Raw genomic sequence first — 20,586 nt, forward strand, 5'->3', positions numbered from 1 at the left:
GCGATGGCGATCTTGCCGGTGGCCTGGAGCAGCGGTCCCCGTACGAGGATGAAGGAGTAGCCCGCCACCAGGGGCGCGGTGATGAGCAGCAGGCTGCCGGAGGGCGAGCCGCGCACCGCGCGGCGGGCCACCCGGCGGTCGACGCGGGCCGCGGCGTACCCGAGGGCGGCGAGGCCGACCGTCATGCCCACCGGGCCGAAGTCGATCCACAGCTCGGCCCAGACCGGCGACGACAGGTTCGTGTTCACGGCGCCCATCCACTCGCCCACGGTCACACCCGTGTCGGACGGCTTGTCCTCCCACAGGGAGCGCGGTACGGCGAACAGCAGCGAGCCCGTGAGCTGGTAGCCGTACGAGTGCCCCTGGCCCGACTCGACGTACGTGATGGTGTTGGCGAACATGCCGACCTGGTCGTAGTCCTTGAGGGCCAGCGGCTCCAGGAAGGACGTCGTCTCGATCTGCCGGGTGTTGTTCTCGTCGTACCGGAAGCGGTCCATGAACGGGAAGAGCAGCAGCGCCACGATGACGCCGAGGCTCAGCGACGTGCGGTACATGGCGGCGCTGGCCGGGAAGGCCGTGAAGAGCAGCGCGAACATCACCGTCAGGAACCAGTAGCGGGGGTTCGAGACGGGGTTGTTGACGACGATGTTGAGGACCGCGAGCGCGCCGAACACGGCGACGACGGACCAGGTGCGCCGCGCCCGGCGCGAGGTGATCATCCAGCGCAGGTAGACGAGCAGTGCGATGAGCGGCGGGACCGTGCCGAAGCCGCGCAGGAACGCCTGACCGGCCTGGCCGCCGCCCTCGGTGGCGACGCCGGTGTCCTCGATGGTCTCGATGATCTCCTGGCGGCTGCTGAAGAACACGGAGGGGCCGCCGAGCTTCACGATGAGCAGGGCGCCGCACACGAAGGCGAACAGCGCCAGCAGGTACGTCCGCCGGCGGTGGATCATCACCGGCCGGTCGTCGGGCGCGACCTCCCCGGCGGGCGCGGCTCGCCGGGGGCGCGCCGGCGCCACGGCGGCCGGTAGCGGGCCAGCAGGGCGCCCACGTCGAAGGCGAAGCAGCCCAGCAGCACCAGGGAGACGGCCTGGACGAGGTCCTCCCGCGGGCCGACCACGGGCGTCGGCACCCGGCCCAGTACCGCCTGGGCGAGCGGGGCGACGCCCATGGCCATGTAGCAGAACATCCAGAAGGTGGCCTGGAGCAGCTTGCGGCGGGCGGTGAGGACCATGGCGGAGAGCCGTACGCCGCAGTACACGGTGAGGACGAGCTGCAGCCAGAACGCCGCGTCCCTGGGGCCCTCGCCGGGCTGGGAGACCACCACGAGCGGCAGGAAGCAGGACAGGCCGAGGACGAGGGGCACGGCCAGCGCGCGGGACAGCAGGGTCCGCGGCCGGAACGGCGGCGGCAGCGGCACCAGCCCCCTCCCGGCGGGCGCCGCCGGGCGTACGGCAGGCGGCGTGGTGGTGTCGGCCGTCACTTCTGTTCCCCCCGTCGCCCGCTTCCGGGCGCAGTCTAACGAGGCCCTCGGGACCTGCCGGCCCCGCAGCCGCTAACCTGTTGCTCCGATTTTCACACCGTGCGCACAGGGGGGAGTCCGGCGGTATGCGCGATCTGTCCGCGTTCACGCTGGCCGGGTACGACAAGGGCCGGGGCAAGCTGACGCAGGCCCTGTGGTTCGCCGTGCTCAACCTGGTCTTCATGGCCTGGTGGTGCCCCGCCCGGCTGCGGGTGGCGCTGCTGCGCGCCTTCGGCGCCACGGTGGGGACGAACGTGTTCATCCGCCACAAGGTCCGCGTCCTGTGGCCCTGGAAGCTGAGCATCGGGGACAACACCTGGATCGGCGAGGGCGCCTGGCTGCTCAACCTTGAGCCGGTCACCATCGGCGCCGACGTGTGCGTGTCCCAGGAGGCGCTGCTCTGCACGGGCAGCCACGACCACCGCGCCGCCGACTTCCGCTACCGCAACGCGCCCATCACCGTCGAGGACGGCGCCTGGGTGGCGGCCCGCGCGACCGTGCTGGCCGGCACCCGCGTCGGACGGCACGCCGTCGTGGGCGCCGGAGCCGTGCTGCACCAGGACCTGCCCGAGCTGACCCTGCACACCGCGGACGGCGCCCGCCGCCCCGTCAAGGAGCCCCAGTGAGCGCCGTACCGCCCCGCACGCCCCTGCGCGTGCTGCACGCCGTCACGCTGCACTCCCCACCGGGGCGTTCGGCGGCCCGGTGCGGGTCGCCCTGAACCTGGCGCACGGCCTGCGGGAGCGCGGCCACGAGCCGCGCCTGCTGGCGCTGGCCGACGGCTTCGGCCCGACCCCGCCCGCCGACGTGGAGGGCGTCCCGGCCCGGCTGTACCCGGCGAAGCGGCTGCTGCCGCTCGGCTTCAGCGGCATCACCTCCCCGCCCTGCTGGCCGAGGCGCGCGGCCTCGTGCGGGGCGCCGACGTGGTCCACGTGCACCTCGCACGCGACCTGGTGACCCTGCCGGTGGCGCTGGCCGCGCTGCGCGCCGGGGTGCCGCTGGTGCTCCAGACCCACGGCATGGTGGACCCCAGCGACAAACTGCTGGCGAAGGTGCTGGACGCGCTGGCGGTGCGGCGCGTCCTGCGGGGCGCGGCGGCCGTGCTGCACCTGACCGCGCACGAGCGGCGCGGCCTCGACGCCGTGCTCGGGGAGCCGCTCGGCAACGCCGTGCCGCTCGTCAACGGCGTGCCCCGGCAGGAGCCGCGGCCCGCCCCGGAGGGTGCGCCGCGCATCCTCTACGCGGCCCGGCTGCAGGCCCGCAAGCGGCCCTGCGACTTCGTGGCCGCCGCGCCCGCCGTGCTGCGCCGCCACCCGGACGCCCGGTTCGTCATCGCGGGCCCCGACGAGGGGGAACTGCCCGCCGTGCGGCGGCTCGTCGACGAGCTCGGGCTGCGGGAGCAGGTCGACTACATCGGTGCGCTCGGCTCCGCCGAGGTGCTGGACCAGCTGCGCGCCGCGCACGTGTACGTCCTGCCGTCGGTGGAGGAGCCCTTCCCGATGTCGGTCCTGGAGTCGCTGTCCGTGGGCACCCCGGCCGTGGTGACGGAGTCGAACGGGCTCGCCTCGGCCGTGCGGGACGCCGGTGCGGGCCGGGTCGTGCGGGACGCCTCCGGTCTCGCGGACGCGGTCGTGGAGCTGCTGGAGCCCGCGGAAGCGCGGAAGGCGTCGGCCGCGGCGCACGCGCTCGCGACCGACGCCTTCTCGATCGGCGCCGTGGTGGACGACCTGCTGGAGGTCTACGGCCGGGCCTACGCCCGCAGCCAGGCGTAGCAGCCGCTGGACTCGAACCCGGCCGCGCCGGACGGGATGGTCAGCGTGTGCTGCCCGTCCTTCGCGTCCGGGGCGGGCCCGGAGGTGAGGATGCCGCCCTTGGCGTCCGTGACCTGCCAGGTGCAGGACGGGCCGGACGACGCGGTCCGGTAGCGGCCGGGGGCGGGCTTCTCGTGGCTGCCGTCGGCGTAGCCGCCCTTGGCCGCGTCGAGCACCGGCTGCTGCTCGGGGCACAGGTGGGCGACGGCGTCCTCGGCGTCCCGGACGTCACCGGCGACGACCGCGGCGGCTGCCGCGTCCTTGTCGTGCTTCGCGGTCCGCTCGATCCGCTGGCACGACTCCTTCCCGAGGTCGAGCACGGCGGCGGGCTCCACCGACTCGGGGACGCGCCCGCTGAGGAACTCCTTCTCCTTCTCGGAGAAGGAGCCCGTGGCGGGCTTCAGCTTCCCGTCCGCCACGGTGTCCTTCTTCGGCTTCTGCGACGCCTCGGACGCCTCGGACGCCTTCGGCTCCGGCGCCTCCTCGGCGGGGGCGTCCAGCTCCTTCTCGACCCGTTCGGCCGCGGAGAGGCCGGGCGAGGCCGGCGCCGAGGCGCCGGCCTTCCCGTCCCCGTCCGGGTCGGCAGAGCAGCCGCTCACGGTGAGCGCCGCCGCCAGCAGCAGCGCGGCCGCCGCGGCGGGGCGGCCCGGCCGCCGGAGAGGGGAGATGCGCATGTGTCGCTCCTGCACGCGGGCTAGTTCGGCGTGAACGTGAGGACCAGCTTCGGCGTGCCCGCCGAGGAGGGTGCCTCGCTCGACCACAGCCACAGCGAGTCCGTGCCCTCCGCGGTGAGCGCCAGCTCGTACGTGCTGCCGAGGGCGGCGCCGACGGCGGTCGTGTCGAGCTGGACCGAGGCCCCGGCGTTGGGGCCCGACGGAGGCGTGAGCGTGCCGAGCGTCTCCGTGCCGAGGGCGGGCCGGTTCGCGTAGGTGACGCCGTCCTCGGTCCAGTCGCCGGTGACGGTGGTGACCTTCACCGGGTCGGTCGACCCGGCGTACGAGGAGGAGTCGGTGCGCACCTCCAGTGCCGCGCCGACCAGCTTGGTGCCGGCCGGGGCCGCGGGCAGCGGGAACCGCAGGTACGTCTCGTACGCGGAGCTGCCGCGCACCGCGAGGGACGTGGCGCTGCCGTAGTTGGTGCCGGACGCGCCCGCGTTGACGTAGGTGTCCTCGGCGGCCTGCACCGTGGTGACGGTGTCGCCCGCCACGGCGGCCTTCGCGTGGTGCGCGGCGACCTGGGTGCCGCTGAGCACCGTCGGGTAGACCGCGACCTCGTCGATCTGGCCGGCGAAGTAGTTGCTCGACGGGCGGGACGGCCAGCTGCCGATCTGGTCGCCGCCGACGTGCCAGTAGCCGAGGTACTTCTCGTGGCCGCTGTAGCCGTTGGAGCCGATCTTCTTGCCGTCGACGTACAGCGTCATGCCGTCCGGGCCCTGGGTGCCGACGACGTGGTGCCACTTGCCGTCGTTGTAGGTGCCCCAGGTGGAGAGGGTGCGGGCCCGGCCGTCGTAGGCGCCGAAGTACAGCTGGCCCCAGTTGTTCATGTAGATGTGCTTGTCGTAGCGGCTGCTGAAGCGGGTGGTGTTGTTGCCGAAGCCGATCAGCTTGCCGCCGCGGGACGTGGTGGTCTTGAACCACGCCTCGATGCTGTAGCTGTCGCCGACGCTGACGCGGCGGTCGGTGTACAGCTTGTCGTTGGAGCCGTCGAACGTGTAGGCCTTGTTGCCGCCGGCCAGCGCGCCCGCCTGGCCCTGGGTCGGGCCGCCGTACTGCAGGCCGCTCAGGTCGCCGGCGGAGGAGTCCGCGACGTAGGGGCTGGTGGTGTCGTCGAGCCGCCAGTACATCCCTGCGCCGTCGCCGGTGATGGCGGTCGGGTAGGGCTCCTCGGAGGCGGCGACGGTCGCGGTGACGGTCGCGGACAGGGCGCTGACGTTGCCGGCGCCGTCGGTGGCGGTCACCCGGTAGGTGTGGGAGCTGCCGGGGGCCAGGCCGGTGTCGGTGAAGGACACCTGCGGGCGGTGCCAGGGCAGCGACTCGGCGTCGATCGTGGCGATCGGGGTGGCGGCGCCGTTGCGGTAGAGCCTGTACGTCAGCTTGCTGTCGTCGAGGTCCATGCTGGCGCGCCAGCGCACCTGCACCTCGCCGGGCTTGGTGCTGGCGGCGCTCGCCACGGGGGTGGTGGGCTTGCCGGTGTCGCCGGTGGAGGCGAAGCGGGTGAGGCCCTGCGCGGGGGCGCCGTTGACGGTGGTGAACTCACCGCCGGACCACATGTACTCGACGCCGTCCTTGGCGCTGATGGTCATGACGCGGGGGCCTATGCCCTCGCCGAGGCCGTCGTTGGTGTCGGGGAACCAGCCGAGCTTGCCGGTGGACGTGGTCCGCTGGGCCAGGAAGTGGTAGCGGCGCCCGTCGGGGAACTCGTTCTCGCTGGAGCAGTTGTGCGCGTGGGAGGCGCTGTAGAGGACGCCGCCGTGGGACTCGACGGCCTGGGTGGCGCCGAAGCAGCCGTCACGCCAGCGCTGCTCGTAGGTCCCGAGGTCCAGGGCTATTCGGCCGTCGAAGCCGCCGGTGCCCTCGTTGGCGGTGTAGAAGCCGGTCTCGTCGACGTCGATGTCCTTGACGACCGAGACGTTCTGGATGAAGCCGTCGGGGTACGTCTTGACGTTCGCGCCGGTGGTGGCGTCCACCACGGCGAGGGCGTGCGAGGCGGCGCCGTTGACGTAGAAGAAGTCGCCGCCGAGCAGGACGTGCTTCCCGTCGGGCGTGAGCTCGACGGCGCGGCCCGGCTCGTCGGCGTTCGCCGTGAAGGGGCGCAGGGCGCCGGTGGCGGCGTCGACGGCGGCGAACCGCTCCCGGGTCTCGCCGTTGACCTGGCCGAAGTCGCCGCCCGCGTACACGGTGTCGCCGCTGACGGCGAGCGCCCGCACGGTTGCGGGGAAGACGGCGTGGAAGCCGTCCTTGGGGGTGCAGGTGGCGATGTCGATGGCGGCGGCGCTGGACACCGACTTGCCGTTGACCGCGCCGAAGTAGCCGCCCACGTACAGGGTGCTCTTGTCCGGCGAGACGGCCAGGGCCCGCACGGTGGCCGTGCCCTGGCTGACGGTGAAGGACAGCGAGCAGTCGGTGGGCGCACCGGTCGCGGCGTCCAGCGCCACGAAGTTGAGCGCCTCCTGCGCGGTGCCGGAAGCGCCTTCCGGCGGCCGCACGGCGGAGAAGGTGCCGCCGGCGAAGACCACGCCGTCCGCCTCGGCCATGGCCCAGACGATGCCGTTGGTCTGCCAGGTCGGCAGGTCGTCCGCGGTGAAGCCCACCGGCGGAGTGAGCGCGGTGGCCTGCGGCGCGACGGCCACACCGAGGCCGCCCGCTGCCACGGACAGGGCGAGGGCGACGGGCAGCCCTCTTGTTCTCTTCATGTACCCCCCAAGACGACAACGTCCTGTGCTGTGGGCGGCGGTCCGAGGTCGGCGGCGCGGCTCTCGCGTGCGCTCGGATACGGACGGTCCACCCGGTCAGAATGAATGAGCCGTAGAGTAACGTCTGTTCGGCCAATTCCGGCCATCTGTGACGCAAATCCACAGCTTGGTTGCGTATAAAACGAGTCAATCACGTGATACGACCGCGCGCAGCCCCGCGTTCACCGGCCGCGCCCCGCACGCCCGCGGCCGCTCCCGCCCGCCACCAGCGGCAAGGTCCTCCGGGACGCCGCCGGACGACCGGACGGGCACACAGAGGCGCATGAGAGCACCTCCGCAGCGCGCGAAGGGCACCCGCGCGCCCCCTTGGCGATGACAGACCCACCGCCCCGCCCGTGCCGCGTGCGGCCGGGCGGGGCGGTGGGCCGCGGCGGCGCGGCTGCGGGGCGGCGGGGCGTGCCCGGCCGCCGCCGGCTCAGCGGTCGACGCGGACCGCGACTCCCGACAACTCGTCCTGGACCTGGCGGATATCGGCGTCCACCATGATCCGGGCCAGGTCCTCGACCAGCACCTCGGGCTTCCAGCCGAGCAGCCGCTCGGCCTTGCTCGCGTCGCCGATGAGCGCGTCCACCTCACTGGGGCGCTCGTACTTCGCGTCGTACCGCACGTGCTCTTCCCAGTCGAGCCCCGCGTGGCCGAAAGCAGTCTCCAGGAACTGACGCACCGTGGCCGCCACGCCGGTGGCGACGACGTAGTCGGTGGGCTCTTCCTGCTGGAGCATCCGCCACATCGCGTCCACGTACTCGGGCGCGTAGCCCCAGTCCCGCACCGCGTCGAGGTTGCCGAGGTAGAGCTCCTTCTGGAGCCCCGCCTTGATGCGGGCGACCGCACGCGTGATCTTGCGGGTCACGAAGGTCTCGCCGCGGCGCGGCGACTCGTGGTTGAAGAGGATGCCGTTCACCGCGTACATGCCGTAGGCCTCGCGGTAGTTGACCGTGGCCCAGTAGCCGTACACCTTGGCGACGCCGTACGGGCTGCGCGGGTGGAACGGGGTCTGCTCGTTCTGCGGCGGCGGCGTCGAGCCGAACATCTCGGACGACGACGCCTGGTAGACGCGGGTCTCGATGCCGGAGGCGCGCACCGCCTCCAGCAGCCGCAGCGCGCCGAGCCCGGTGACGTCGCCGGTGTACAGCGGGGCGTCGAAGGAGACCCGCACATGGGACTGGGCACCGAGGTTGTAGACCTCGTCGGGCTGGATCTCGCGCAGCAGGTTCACCAGCGCGACGCCGTCGGACAGGTCGGCGTGGTGCAGCACGAACCTGCGGCCCTCCTCCTGGGGGCCCTGGTAGATGTGGTCGATCCGCTCGGTGTTGAAGGTGGAGGACCGCCGCACCAGGCCGTGCACCGTGTACCCCTTGGACAGCAGCAGCTCCGACAGGTACGAGCCGTCCTGCCCGGTGACCCCCGTGATCAGTGCGGTCTTGCTCATGCGTGGTTCTCCTCCCGGGCGGGCCGCGGACCGGCTCCGTCCCTGGCGTTCAGTTGCGGTGGGTGGGGTGGGTTCTGTGGTGCGGCGCACGGCGGCCCGTACCCGGCGGTGCGCGGCGGCCCGTACCCGGCGGTGCGCGGCGGCCCGTACCCGGCGGTGCGCGGCGGCCCGTACCCGGCGGTGCGCGGCGCGGCCTGCTCCCGGGCCGGGGCGCCGACGCCCGGTGCGGTGTCATATGCACGGACATAGGCGATAGATGCGTCACATCCGGACTCCGGGTGTGGCGCGGGGCCGCGGGCCTGGCATGATCCGGCACATGACCGACTCGCAGGCGGCCACGCCGCCCACCACCCCGTCGTCGCCCCTCCTGCCGGCCCGAGCCCGGATATTCGTGGCCGGGCACCGCGGGCTCGTCGGCTCCGCCATGGTCCGGCGCCTGACCGCCGACGGCCACGAGGTGATCACCCGCGGCCGCTCGGAGCTCGACCTGCGGGACGCCGCGGCCACGGCCGCCTTCCTCGCGGACACCCGGCCGGACGCGGTGGTCCTGGCCGCGGCCAAGGTCGGCGGCATCATGGCCAACAGCACCCAGCCCGTGCCGTTCCTCGAGGACAACCTGCGGATCCAGCTCAGCGTGATCGCGGGCGCCCACGCGGCCGGGGTGGCCCGGCTGCTGTTCCTCGGCTCGTCGTGCATCTACCCGAAGCACGCGCCGCAGCCGATCAACGAGGACGCGCTGCTGACCGGCCCCCTGGAGCCGACGAACGAGCCGTACGCCCTCGCCAAGATCGCCGGCATCTGCCAGGTGCAGTCCTACCGGCGCCAGTTCGGCGCCTCCTACATCTCGGCGATGCCGACGAACCTCTACGGCCCCGGCGACAACTTCGACCTGGAGACCTCGCATGTGCTGCCGGCGCTGATCCGCCGCTTCCACGAGGCGCGCGAGGCCGGCCGGGACGAGGTGACGCTCTGGGGCTCGGGCACCCCCCGCCGGGAGTTCCTGCACGTCGACGACCTGGCGGACGCCTGCGCGACGCTCCTCGCCCGGTACGACGGCGACGCCCCGGTCAACGTGGGCTGCGGCGAGGACCTCACCATCCGGGAGCTGGCCGAGACGGTCGCGGACGTGACCGGCTTCACCGGCCGCATCGGCTGGGACACCTCCAAGCCGGACGGCACGCCCCGCAAGCTGCTGGACGTCTCGCGGCTGGCCGGCCTGGGCTGGAAGCCCGGCATCGCGCTGCGCGACGGCATCTCGTCGACCTACGCCTGGTGGCTCGGGCAGCGCTGACCCCACGGCGCGGCCCTCAGTACGCTCCGCGGCCGTCGACGACGGCGCGGAGCGTACGGCTCATCACATCGAGATCGCTGCTGAACGACCAGTTGTCGACGTAGTGCAGATCGAGCTGGATCGTTTCGTCCCAGGACAGGTCGGACCGGCCGCTGACCTGCCACAGGCCGGTCATGCCCGGCTTCACCCGCAGCCGGCGCAGGGCGGCCGCGTCATAGCCGGCGACCTCGTCCGGCAGCGGCGGGCGCGGACCCACCAGGGACATGTCACCGAGCACCACGTTGACGAGCTGCGGCAGCTCGTCCAGGGACGTCCGGCGCAGGAACCGGCCGACGCGGGTGACCCGCGGGTCGCGCCGCATCTTGAACATCAGCCCGTCGTTCTCGTTGTGCGAGGCCAGCTCCGCCTTCAGCTTGTCGGCGTCGAGGACCATGGTGCGGAACTTCCACATGGTGAACGGCCGCTGGTCCCGCCCGACCCGCTGCTGCCGGTAGAACGCCGGTCCGCGCGAGTCCAGCCGTATCAGCACGGTCAGCAGCAGGAACACCGGCGACAGCAGCAGCAGCCCGGCCGCCGCGCCGCCCCGGTCCATGACGGCCTTCAGGAACGCGTGGACGCCACCGGCGCGCGGCCGCTCCACCCGCAGCACGGTGAGGCCCGCCACGGACGCGGCCGTCAGCCGCTTCGCGGAGGTCTCCACGAGGCCGGGCGCCAACGCGACCTCCAGGCCCTCGTCGTGCAGCGCCCAGCACAGCTCGCGCAGCCGGTCGCCGGTGAGCAGGGGGCCCGGTGCCAGCAGCACCACGTCGGCGCCGTGCCAGCGGGCGTAGCCCACGAGCCGCTCCCCGCGCCGCCCTGGCCCACGTCCAGGCGGTCGCCGTGCCCGAGCGCGACCGGTGCCATCGGGTCGCGGCCCTCCGGCGGGCCGTCGCCGACGACGACGGTGCCCACCACGGCGTAGGGGTGGTCGGTGCCGGAGGCCAGCCGCCGCACGGCGCCCTCCAGCGCGCCGGGCTCCCCGACGACGAGGACCCGGTCGACCGCCTCCGCCGCGCGCCGCACGGCCGTGAGGTGCCGGTGGACGGCCCGGCGGGCGATGAGGGTGCACACGAGCGCGGGCGTGAGCGCGAGCAGCGCCGCGTACGGCTGCGGGGTGCGGGCGGTGGCCACGCTGAGCACCGCCAGCACGGCGACGAGGATGAGCCAGTCGTGCAGCACCGGCAGGGCGCCGCGGGACTCGCCGAGTTCGAAGAGCCGGTAGCGGCGGCGCAGGGCCTGCACGCCCACCCACGCGGAGGCGGCCACGGCCGCGTACCGCACGGGGTGCGGCTGGTCGACCCGGCCGAACACCAGCAGCACCGAGGCGGCGGTGACGCCGGCGTCCACGGCGAGCAGCACCGGCAGGTACCAGCGCGGCTTCGCCAGGCGGCCGGCGGTCACCGGCTGCGTCCCCGCACCGGTGCGGGCACCGATGGGCCGTGCCGTGCGGAAGCCGTGCGTGTGAGTGTTTGCCAAGATTGTCAGCCCCCCCAGGCCAGGAAAAGAGACCGCCGCTCAGGACGCGGCTCCGGTACTCACATTTCCTTCACGGGAGGGCACACTACGGCACACGACCGCCCCGCAGAACACGTTCTCGTGTAAGGCTCCGTATACACAACGTTTCCGGACACCTCGTCGCGGAGGGCGCTCATACGCGGCGCGTACCGCGAGTACGCAGGTGGCCGTGGGGTGTTCGAAAAGCGGCGGCGGCTGCTACGCGGGGGCGGCCAGCTCGGCCCAGACCGTCTTGCCGGGGGCGTCGGTGGCGCGGATCACACCCCAGTCCAGGCAGAGCCGCTGGACGATGAACATGCCGTGGCCACCGGGCCGGCCCGCCCGGTGGGGGGTGCGGGGCGCCGGCTGGCCGGCCCCGTGGTCCGCGACCTCCAGCCGCAGCACGCGGCCGCCGCGGACGACCCGCAGCTCCTCGGGGCCCTCGGCATGCAGGCAGGCGTTGGTGACCAGCTCGGAGACCACGAGCAGGACGTCCTCGGCGGCGGCCCGGCGCTCGGCCGTCGCGGCGGGCAGCCAGCCCCAGTCGTAGAGCGCCTGCCGGGTGAAGTCCCTGGCGAGCGGGACGACGCCGCTGGCCCCGTCGAGCGCGAGCGAGCGCGTCTCGGGGGCGGCGCCGGAGCCGGGGGCGTCCGGGGCGGGAGCCGTACGGTCGTCCGCGGCCGGACCGGGACGCGCGGTGCCGGCGCGGCCCGCGCGGGCACCCGCGTCCGGGCCCGCCGGGGCGCCGGAGGGCATGCCGGAAGGTGTCCCGCGCCGCGAGGACGGAGCACCGGAGCCGCCCGGCCGCGGGCCGAGTCCGCTCGGCGGTTGCTGCTGCGCCGCACCCATCAGCGCGTCACCTCACCGATTCACCAGGTCGCCGCCGTCGTCGACGTCGACATCGTTTAACAGAGAGTGTGAACCCTCGGTGGAGCACCGGGGGTCCTTCCGTGTCCTTCGGCGTGCTTCTGCCCGACCGTTTCCGGGCGACACCCACCAGATGGGTCGACCGCGCTACAGAGTGAGCGCGGCCTCCAGTGAGGGGTGCACGGTGAAGACCGCCTCGGCGCCGGTGATCTCGAAGACCCGGGCCACCGCGGGGCGCATCGCGGCGAGGTGCACGCCGCCGCCTCCCGCCTCGGCTTTCAGCCGGGCACCGAGCAGCACGTTGAGGCCGGTGGAGTCCAGGAAGGCGAGCTGTGAGCAGTCGACCACGAGGCGTGTGCAGCCGCGGGCGAGTGCGGCGTCGAGGGGCTCGCGCAGGAGGTCCGCCGTGTGGTGATCGAGCTCACCCACCGGCGTGAGGATCTCGCTGGGGCCCTCCGTGCGAACCCCGACGCTGAGTCGGCCCTGATGTGCGCTGCCGACCGTCTCGCGGCCCATTCCGCCCCTCTTCGCCGATCCGTTCGGGTCGGGTGAACCCTACGCCGAATCCGGACCGGTCGGTAGTCGAAGCCCCCCGCAAAGGGTATATACGGCATGAACGACACTTGCATCGGTCCGTGGAAACCCGGTAGGGCTAGTAGGGCACACCCGACACGGCCGGCTTGGAGGCGCCGCACACCGCAGGCACACGCAATGGGCTTCGGCGGCCATATGCCGACAACCATGGAGGACACCATGTCACCCCGGCTCGACGAAACGCGTACCCACGACGCGCCGTCGGCAACTCCTTCCCACCCGTTCCACTCCGACACCGACCCCGCGTCCCCGTCCGGCACCGACCTCGGCGCCGAACTGGGACTTCCGGAGATCCCCCCGTACGACGAGGTGGACCCGCTCGACGCGCGAGCCCTGTCCAAGACCCTCTTCGCCCGGCTGGAGAGCCTCGAAGAGGGCACGCACGAGTACGCCTACGTGCGCAACACGCTCGTCGAGCTGAACCTCGCCCTCGTCAAGTTCGCCGCCTCCCGCTTCCGCTCGCGCAGCGAGCCGATGGAGGACATCGTCCAGGTCGGCACCATCGGCCTGATCAAGGCGATCGACCGGTTCGAGCTGAGCCGCGAGGTCGAGTTCCCGACCTTCGCCATGCCGACGATCATCGGCGAGATCAAGCGCTTCTTCCGCGACACGTCGTGGTCCGTGCGCGTGCCGCGCCGGCTCCAGGAGCTCCGCCTGGACCTGGCCAAGGCGGGCGACGAGCTGGCCCAGCAGCTGGACCGCTCCCCGACCGTGGCGGAACTGGCCGAGAAGCTCGGCATCAGCCAGGACGAGGTCGTCGAGGGCATGGCCGCGAGCAACGCCTACACCGCGAGCTCCCTCGACGCACAGCCGGAGGAGGACGACTCCGAGGGCGCGCTGGCCGACCGGATCGGGTACGAGGACCACGGTCTGGAAGGCATCGAGTACATCGAGTCGCTCAAGCCGCTGATCGCCTCGCTGCCGCCCCGCGACCGGCGGATCCTGTCACTGCGCTTCGTGGCCGGCCTGACCCAGTCGGAGATCGGCGAGGAGCTCGGCATCTCCCAGATGCACGTGTCCCGCCTGCTCTCCCGCACGCTCGCGAAGCTGAGAAAGGGCCTCACCCTGGAGCAGTGACCCGCGGTCGCCCCTGACCGAGGAATCCCGGGGCCCCGCTCCCGGACACCCGGACGCCGTCACGGCGCACCACGGGGGTCCGGGAGCGGGGCCCCCGGTCGTGCCGGAGGGACCCGTGAGGCCGCGTCGGGCGATCGGCGTCCGCGAGCGCGGCAGGCCTCGCCGCGGCGCGGGAATCCTCATGGACGGGCCGGGTGGGGCGGCGCACGGTCGGGCCCGCCCGCAGATCCTTCTCCCGGGCCGGGCAGGGTGCGGGGCCCGGTGCGCGAGGCCGGGCGGGGTGCCGGGGCCGGGTGCGGGGCGGGGCGGGGTGCCGGGGCCGGGTACGGGGCGGGGCCGTCGTCCCCTGCTTCGGCGGCCGGTCCCGGCGGGGCCGTACGGTCGCCGTATGACAGCCACACCGCCCTCCGAGGCCTTCCTCCGCTCCTTCCACGCCGCCAGGCCCGCCGTGACCGCCGAGGCGTTCGGCGGTGCGCGCGGGCCTGACGGGCGCTCGGGCTACGAGATGCTGCGGGACCTCGCGGCCGGGAGCCGCTCCGGGCTGGACCTCGGCTGCGGGGACGGGCTGCTGCTGGAGCTGCTCGCCGAGGCGCCGGGGGCGCGGCGGCTCGCCGGGGTGGACCTGTCCCCGGAGGCGCTCGCGCTGGCCCGGGCGCGCACGGCGGGCGCCTCCGCGGACGTCGTGCTGGCCGAGGCGCGGGCGCAGCGCCTCCCCTTCGCCGACGGCGTCTTCGACGCGTGCGTGTCACACATGGCGCTGATGCTCATGGACGACCTCGAGCGCGTCGCCGCGGAGGTGGCCCGGGTGCTGGCGCCCGGCGGTGTGCTGGCCTGCGTCGTGGGCGGCGGCGCGGTGGGCGGCGAGGCGTACGCGCTGTTCTCGCGGCTCGTGCGGGACGCCGTGGCCCGGCTGCCCGAGAGCGCCCGCATCCCCGCGCTGGGCGACCCTCGGGCCCGCAGCCGGGAGGGGCTGGTCGGGGTGCTGGAGGCGGCCGGGTTCGGGCCGGTCGGATGGGAGACCGTGCCCGTCGACCTGAGCGGCCCGCTGGAGGACGTGTGGGAGGCCCTGTCCGGGATCTACGACCTGGGGCCCATGGGGGCGGCGGACGTGGAGGCGCTGCGCGAGGCGTTCTTCGCGGCGGCCGCTGAGCTGCGGACGGGGGCGGGGGCCGTGCCCTGCGGGCTGCGGGTGCATGTGGTGACCGCGCGGCTCGCCGGGCGGGGTGACCGCGCGGCGGGGCCGCGGTCGCGAGACCGCGGCCCCGCCGGGGCGGATGCCGCCTCGGGCTTCGCGCCGGGCGGCGGCCCGGGGCGGCGCGTGCCGCCCGGACGGCCCGGCGGCTGGGGGCCGCCCGGTCGGGGCCGGCAGGGCTGTCCGTGCGGCGCCTGCCGGCGGGGGCGGGTCAGGTCGGGTGGGCGGTCGTCACCACGTCCTCAGTTCGTAGAAGCCCCGGCCGAACGTCGCTGCCACCAGGCGGTTGCGGGACGGGTCGTACTCGATGTCGTCGACCGGGACCCTGGGCATGCCGCGGCCCAGCCGGAACCAGTGGCCGCCGCCCGTGAACGACGTGAAGACCCCCTGGTCGGTTGCCGCGTACAGGATCCCGGCGCGGGCCGCCACCAGGTCGTTCACCGGTGCCTCCGGCAGGTTGCCCGACAGGTCGCGCCAGGTGCGGCCGCCGTCGGTGGAGCCGTACACGTGGGCCAGCGGCGAGCCGGAGCGGTACGCGGAGTGCGTGGTCCACACCCGGTCGGGGTCCTTCTCGTCGACCACCACGCGGGTGACCCAGGGGCGGCCCTCCGCCAGCTTCGTCCACGTCCCGCCGAGGTCGCGGGTCACCCACACCCGGCCGTCGTCCGTGCCCGCGTAGACGGTGCGGCCGTCCCCCGCCGGGGCGAGGGAGGTGATCGTGCCGTAGTTCGTGTAGACGGGGTCGTCGCCCGGCCCGCCGGACAGGTCGCCGCTGATGGCCTGCCAGGTCACACCGCCGTCGGTGGAGCGGTTCACGACCTCGGAGCCGTAGTAGAGGATCTTCGGGTCCCGGGGGTCGAAGACGACCGGGGTGAACCAGTTGCGCCGCTCGTACGTCGTGGCGTCCGCGAAGTACGTGAGGGTGTCGCCGCCGTCGGTGGAGCGGAAGCAGTTGCCGTACTGGTAGCAGGCGAAGACGTTGTCCTTGTCCCTGGGGTTGATCAGGTTCTCCTCCCCGTCGCCGCCCAGGTACTCGTCGAACCCGCCGTCCGGGGCTCCCCAGGAGCGCAGGCTGCCGTTGTCCTGGGAGCCGCCCGAGATCCGGGTGGGGTCCTGCGGGGTGATCGCCGCGCTGTAGAGCTGGGTGTACGGCTGGTGGCGCGACGCGACCCAGCCGCCGTCGCCGCGCGCGTCGGAGCGGTACACGCCGCCGTCGTTGCCGAGGTAGACGCGGCCCGGCCGGCGCGGGTCCCACACCATGGCGTGGTGGTCGACGTGGATGCTGGTGGCGTCCGCCGACCACGTGCGGCCCGCGTCCTTGGTGGTGAGGAGGGGGACGCCCGCGACGTGCACGTGGTCCGTGTCCGCCGGGTCGATCCACACCTTGCCGAACCACCAGCCGAAGCTGGACTGCGACGCCGTCAGTTCGGGGTCGTCGGGGGTGCGCGCCCAGGTGTCGCCGCCGTCGGTCGAGGAGTAGAAGCCCTCGAAGGGGCCGCTCGTCTGGTTGACGAGGGCGTACAGGCGGTCACCGGCGACCGCGAGGCCGATGCGGCCCACGTCGGGGCCTCGGGCGGGCAGGCCGCCGCCGAGGCGCTGCCAGGTGCGGCCGTCGTCGGTCGAGCGGAAGACCCCGGAACCGACGCCGCCGTACGTGCGCAGGCTCGGCGTGCGCCGGTGGTCCCACAGCACCGCGTACAGCCGGTCGCCGTCGACGACGATCTCCGTGGCGCCGGTGAACCCGTTCTCGCCCGCGAGGATGCGCTCCCAACTGGCGCCGCCGTCCTCGGAGCGGTACACACCGCGGTCGCCGCCGGCGTTGTAGAGGGAGCCGGCCGCGGCGACGTAGATGCGGCGCGGGTCGGCCGGGTCGATGGTGATGGCGCTGATCGCACCGGAGTCGCGCAGCCCCAGCCGGGTCCAGTGCGCGCCGCCGTCGGTGCTGCGGTACAGGCCGGTGCCTTCGTACGTGATGCTGCCGCCGCCCGGGTTCGGCTCGCCGGTGCCGACGTACAGCGTGCCGTCCGGGGCCGCGGCCACCGCGCCCATGGCCTGCGTGAGGTCGTCGGGCCAGACGGAGTGGAAGGTGTCGCCCGCGTCCGTGCTGCGCCACAGGCCCCCGCTGGCGGCGGCCGCGTAGAGCGTGTCGGCACGCCGGGGGTCGAGGGCCAGGGAGACGATGCGGCCGCCGATGTTCGTCGGCCCGACGGACTTCCAGCGCCCGCCGACCGCGGGGAGCCGGGCGGCCTCCGCGGCGGCCCGGTCGTACGCGTGGCGGGGCAGCGCCTGGCCGGGGAGCGTCTTCTGGACATAGCGGTACTCGGCGGGCGCCGACGGGCCGCGGACGGGCCGGTAGACGTCCTCCGGCGGGACGTCCGCAGCAGCGGCGGCCGGTAAGGACCCCGCTCCGCGCGGCGCCCCTCGGCTGCGGCCCCGGCGGCCGGCGGCGATCCGGCGGCGGCGGCGCCGCGGTGACCGGTGGCGCCGCGGTCAGCGCCGCTCCGGCGACCGCGGCGAGCAGCCACGGAAGCAGACGTCTGCGCGTCGGTCTGCGCATGGACAACCCTCCCCATCGTCATGCCCGTTTCAAACGGGAACGACGGTACGGGTGGGGAGGGGCGAGCAGAAGAGCGCGTGTCAGCCGCTGCCGGCTGTTGTCGGCGGCTTGTCGGCGGCTGTCCGCGGCTGTCGGCGGCTGTCGGCGGCTGTCGGCCGTTGTCGCTCTGGGCGGCTCTCGGCCGTTGTCAGCCGTTGTCGGCCGTTGTCGGCCGTTGTCGGCCGTTGTCGCTCTCGGCGGCTCTCGGCGGCTCTCGCTTTCGGCGGCTCTCAGCCGCTGCCAGCGGCTGTCGGCTGCTGTCGACCGCTGTGGGCCGCTGCCCGGGAGGGGCGGACACGCCATGGCGCCGCCGGCTCGCGAGGGCGGGCCGGCGGTCGGTGCCGGGAGGTCGGGTGGTGTCGGGTGCGTCCGGCGGGTGGTGTCGGGGTGGGTACCGGGGGCTGCGTCGGGGTGGGTACCGGGGGCTGCGGGCTGCGCCGTTTGTCGTGCCGGACGCCGGACCTGCGCAGTGGGCACCCGCCCCCGCCGGGCCGCGCGCGGTGCCGTGTCAGGCGGCCTGGTGGCGGCTGCCGGGGAACTGGGTGACCTCCGCGGCGGCCTCGTCGCGCTCGTAGTTGGCGAGCGCGAGCCCCAGGGCGAAGAACGTGGGAGCCCACTCGCCGACGAAGATGCCCCACCTGTCGGCCCGCTCAAGGTCCTCGCGCCGGTTGGAGGTCAGCCAGGACACCAGCGACAGGCCGATGGACCCGGCGGCGGCGAGGTAGGCGTGCTCGCTCCGGACGCCGGCGTCGTGCAGCTTCTTCACGAACATGGGTGCCTCCTGGGATCAGTACGACTCGTGCCGGATTGCCTTCACGAGGTGTTCGGGTTCCACACCGAGGACGGATGCGAACAAAAAACTGCGAATCGGTCTTTTCATCACCCGAGTGCGCTCCGGGCGGCAGCGCACCGGTTCGACGCACGAACGCTGCGGGCTGCGCGCCCGCCGCTCCCGGGCCATCGTGGAGCCATCGGCAACGACTCAGCCGCGGGAGAGGAGGAGTCATGTCCGTCCCGTTCGTTCCGCCGCAGGAGACCCCGCCCGTCGAGGGTTCCACCTCGTCGGCCCACACCGAGCCGCCCGACCGGGGGGTGTGGGAGCACCCCTGGCTGCTGATGGCGCTGGTCCTCGTCGGCAGCGTCGCCTTCGCCGGCTTCTTCGCCGCGCGCATCGCCGGGTTCTGAGCCCCGGACCCGCCTCCGTACGCCTCCGCCCCTGTCCCCCCTGCCCCTGTCCGCCCCCGCCGGAGCCCGTGGGCCGTCCGTACGGCGCGGCCGCCCCGCGGGCCCTCCGGCTGTCGGCCGCGCGGAGCATACTGGCGTCATGGTCTGGCCACCACCGGTCGTCGGCAGGGCCCGGGAACGGGCCGGCGAGGTCCTGCTGCAACGGGTCGCGGGCCCGTCGGCCGAGCAGACGCGCGCCCGCGTGCACGCCACCCCGGGGCCGCGCTGGTTCGCCCCCGACCGCCCCGTGCGCACCGTGCACCGGGACGCGTCGATGTACGTCGGCGGCCTCGCCGCGCTGCTGCTCCAGTCGCTGCACCCGGTCGCCATGGCCGCGGTCGCGGCGCACTCGGGGTACCGGGGCGACCCGTGGGGGCGGTTGCAGCGCACCAGCGCGTTCCTGGCCTTCACGACGTTCGGCACGGCCGAGGACGCGGAACGGGCGGTGGAACGGGTCCGGGCCGTGCACGCGCAGGTCCGCGGGCGCACCCCGGACGGCGTGCCCTACCGCGCCTCCGACCCGCACCTGCTGACCTGGGTCCACATCGCGGAGGCCGAGTGCTTCCTGCGGGCCCACCAGCGGTACGGGCGGCATCCGCTGGACCGCGCGGGTGAGGACGGCTACGTCGCGGACATGGCGCGGGTCGCCCGGCGGCTCGGCGCGGACGATCCGCCGGCCACCCGGGCCGGGCTGACCGCGCGCATCGCCGCGTACCGGCCGGAACTGCGCGCCACCGCCGAGTCCCGGGCGACGGCGCGCTTCCTGCTGGCGCAGCCGCCCCTGCCGGCCGCGGCCAGGCCGCCGTACGCCCTGCTCGCGGCCGCCGCGGTGGGCTGCTGCCGCCGTGGGCGAGGACGCTGCTCGACGTGCCGTACGCCACCCGGCTGCTCCTGCCGGTCGCCCGCCCCGGGGGCCGTGCGCTCACCGCGGCCATACGGTGGGTGACGCCGCCGCCCCCGGCGCCGGCACGGGACGTGGCGGACGCAGCGGATGCGCCGGGCGCGCGGGGCTCCGGTGGGGCCGGGGCGGCGCCCCGTCCCCGCCGCCGCCCGGTCGCCGCAGGAGAGCCGGCCGGAGGCCGCGTCACCGCCCGACTGAGGGCGCCGCACCCGCGGGCCCGCCTCGAAGGGCCCGCCTCTGCGGGCCTGCTTCTGCGGGCCCGCCCCTGCCCGACGCGCGCAACGGGGCCCGGTACCGCGGCGAAGCGCGGCACCGGGCCCGGGCGAGGGGTCACTGCCCCGGCCACGGGGTGGGCGGCCGGGCAGCGGGGTCAGTGCCCGGTGCGCGGAGTCACTTGGGAATGAGCACGGTGTCGATGAGGTGCACGGTCGCATTGGACGTGGCCACTCCGCCGCACACGATCTCGGCGGTGTCGTTGACCTCGTACATGTCCCCGGAACCCTGGGTGGTGAGCTTGCCGCCCTCCAGGGTCGTGAACGAACCGTCGGCGAGCTCGCTCTTCTCGACGGGCTCTCCGACCACGTGGTACGTGAGGATGTCGGTCAGCTGCTCCTTGTCGGCGAGGATCGCGTCCAGCTCGGCGTCCGGGATCTTGTCGAAGGCGTCGTCCGTCGGCGCGAACACCGTGATGTCCTGGGCGTCGTTCAGGGTGTCGACGAGGTCCGCCTGCTGGAGGGCGGCCGTCAGCGTGGACAGCTCCGGGTTGGTGGACGCCGCGGTGGCGACCGGGTCGTCCGCCATCTCCTGCGGGCTGCCCTGGCCCTCGCGGGGAAGCGCCGAGCATCCGGGGCCGAACGTGCCCTCGTGCTCGTTCGCCCCCGCGCTGGGCGCCAGGACGACCAGGGAGACGGGCAGGGCCGCCGCGGCGAGGGCGGCGGCTGCACGACGCTTGATCGGGTTGTTCATGACCACTCCTCCCGACGAGTGGGGACGGGGATCGCCCCCGTGGTGCGCGTCGGCTGTCACAAGGGGTTCGCCGGGCGGCACGACCGCGGATGCAGGACAGCGGGACATTAC

At 74.2% G+C, this 20,586-nt stretch carries 14 protein-coding genes and 4 pseudogenes; 7 read left to right on the top strand and 11 right to left on the bottom strand.

Going from position 1 to position 20,586, the window contains the following annotated elements:
• A pseudogene (locus L6E17_RS28435) lies at positions 1-956 on the bottom strand (hypothetical protein); the annotation flags it as partial.
• Complete coding sequence (locus L6E17_RS31230) at positions 953-1,483, bottom strand: hypothetical protein (protein ID WP_308315946.1); 531 nt, start codon at positions 1,481-1,483, stop codon at positions 953-955. The gene L6E17_RS31230 and the pseudogene L6E17_RS28435, both read right to left, overlap by 4 nt.
• Positions 1,484-1,608: 125 nt before the next feature.
• Between L6E17_RS31230 and L6E17_RS28440 the strand changes: the two genes are divergently transcribed.
• Complete coding sequence (locus tag L6E17_RS28440) at positions 1,609-2,148, top strand: WcaF family extracellular polysaccharide biosynthesis acetyltransferase (protein ID WP_236243525.1); 540 nt, start codon at positions 1,609-1,611, stop codon at positions 2,146-2,148.
• A 207-nt stretch (positions 2,149-2,355) separates the two neighbouring features.
• Positions 2,356-3,294, top strand: a pseudogene (locus tag L6E17_RS31720) (glycosyltransferase); the annotation flags it as partial.
• Here the strand turns inward: L6E17_RS31720 and L6E17_RS28455 are convergent.
• The 3 genes from L6E17_RS28455 to gmd all read right to left on the bottom strand — a co-directional run bounded on the left by L6E17_RS28455 (position 3,273) and on the right by gmd (position 8,234).
• Complete coding sequence (locus L6E17_RS28455) at positions 3,273-4,007, bottom strand: hypothetical protein (RefSeq protein ID WP_236243526.1); 735 nt, start codon at positions 4,005-4,007, stop codon at positions 3,273-3,275. The pseudogene L6E17_RS31720 and the gene L6E17_RS28455 overlap by 22 nt on opposite strands.
• Positions 4,008-4,027: 20 nt before the next feature.
• Positions 4,028-6,745, bottom strand: a complete 2,718-nt coding sequence (locus L6E17_RS28460; protein ID WP_236243527.1) for a DNRLRE domain-containing protein — start codon at positions 6,743-6,745, stop codon at positions 4,028-4,030.
• Positions 6,746-7,220: 475 nt separating this feature from the next.
• Positions 7,221-8,234, bottom strand: a complete 1,014-nt coding sequence (gmd, locus tag L6E17_RS28465; protein ID WP_236243528.1) for a GDP-mannose 4,6-dehydratase — start codon at positions 8,232-8,234, stop codon at positions 7,221-7,223.
• Positions 8,235-8,538: 304 nt separating this feature from the next.
• Here gmd and L6E17_RS28470 point away from each other — a divergent pair, with 304 nt between their 5' ends.
• On the top strand, positions 8,539-9,525 hold the full coding sequence (locus L6E17_RS28470) for a GDP-L-fucose synthase family protein (protein WP_374109172.1): 987 nt from the start codon (positions 8,539-8,541) through the stop codon (positions 9,523-9,525).
• Positions 9,526-9,541: 16 nt separating this feature from the next.
• On the opposite strand, the gene L6E17_RS31725 is transcribed toward L6E17_RS28470, so the two are convergent.
• The 3 genes from L6E17_RS31725 to L6E17_RS28485 form a co-directional block, all read right to left on the bottom strand.
• Positions 9,542-10,330: an exopolysaccharide biosynthesis polyprenyl glycosylphosphotransferase gene (locus L6E17_RS31725; RefSeq protein ID WP_374109173.1), complete on the bottom strand. Its 789-nt coding sequence runs from the start codon at positions 10,328-10,330 to the stop codon at positions 9,542-9,544.
• A 947-nt stretch (positions 10,331-11,277) separates the two neighbouring features.
• A complete protein-coding gene (locus tag L6E17_RS28480; protein WP_374109174.1) occupies positions 11,278-11,907 on the bottom strand; it encodes an ATP-binding protein in 630 nt (209 codons plus the stop codon).
• Between the two features lie 165 nt (positions 11,908-12,072).
• Positions 12,073-12,441, bottom strand: coding sequence for an STAS domain-containing protein (locus L6E17_RS28485; protein ID WP_071283264.1), 369 nt, complete (start codon positions 12,439-12,441; stop codon positions 12,073-12,075).
• A gap of 225 nt (positions 12,442-12,666) precedes the next feature.
• On the opposite strand from L6E17_RS28485, the gene L6E17_RS28490 reads away from it, so the two are divergent.
• A complete protein-coding gene (locus L6E17_RS28490) occupies positions 12,667-13,596 on the top strand; it encodes an RNA polymerase sigma factor SigF (RefSeq protein WP_236243531.1) in 930 nt (309 codons plus the stop codon).
• A gap of 505 nt (positions 13,597-14,101) precedes the next feature.
• Positions 14,102-14,422: pseudogene (locus L6E17_RS31235) on the top strand (class I SAM-dependent methyltransferase); the annotation flags it as partial.
• Positions 14,423-15,019: 597 nt separating this feature from the next.
• On the opposite strand, the gene L6E17_RS31240 reads toward L6E17_RS31235, so the two are convergent.
• Together L6E17_RS31240 and L6E17_RS28510 are read right to left on the bottom strand one after the other, a co-directional pair.
• The gene (locus L6E17_RS31240) at positions 15,020-16,828 is read right to left on the bottom strand and encodes a sialidase family protein (RefSeq protein ID WP_236243532.1); all 1,809 of its coding nucleotides are present in this window, start codon (positions 16,826-16,828) and stop codon (positions 15,020-15,022) included.
• A 1,064-nt stretch (positions 16,829-17,892) separates the two neighbouring features.
• Entirely contained in the window at positions 17,893-18,156 is a 264-nt protein-coding gene (locus L6E17_RS28510) for a hypothetical protein (protein WP_236243533.1), read from the bottom strand.
• A gap of 233 nt (positions 18,157-18,389) precedes the next feature.
• On the opposite strand from L6E17_RS28510, the gene L6E17_RS28515 reads away from it, so the two are divergent.
• Together L6E17_RS28515 and L6E17_RS28520 are read left to right on the top strand one after the other, a co-directional pair.
• Positions 18,390-18,569: a DUF6480 family protein gene (locus tag L6E17_RS28515; protein ID WP_236243534.1), complete on the top strand. Its 180-nt coding sequence runs from the start codon at positions 18,390-18,392 to the stop codon at positions 18,567-18,569.
• A 139-nt stretch (positions 18,570-18,708) separates the two neighbouring features.
• Positions 18,709-19,574, top strand: a pseudogene (locus L6E17_RS28520) (oxygenase MpaB family protein); the annotation flags it as partial.
• Positions 19,575-19,899: 325 nt separating this feature from the next.
• On the opposite strand, the gene L6E17_RS28525 reads toward L6E17_RS28520, so the two are convergent.
• Positions 19,900-20,475, bottom strand: coding sequence for a fasciclin domain-containing protein (locus L6E17_RS28525; RefSeq protein ID WP_236243535.1), 576 nt, complete (start codon positions 20,473-20,475; stop codon positions 19,900-19,902).
• Positions 20,476-20,586: the final 111 nt, after the last annotated feature.

The organism is Streptomyces sp. CC228A (assembly GCF_021390935.1).
Classification (GTDB): domain Bacteria; phylum Actinomycetota; class Actinomycetes; order Streptomycetales; family Streptomycetaceae; genus Streptomyces.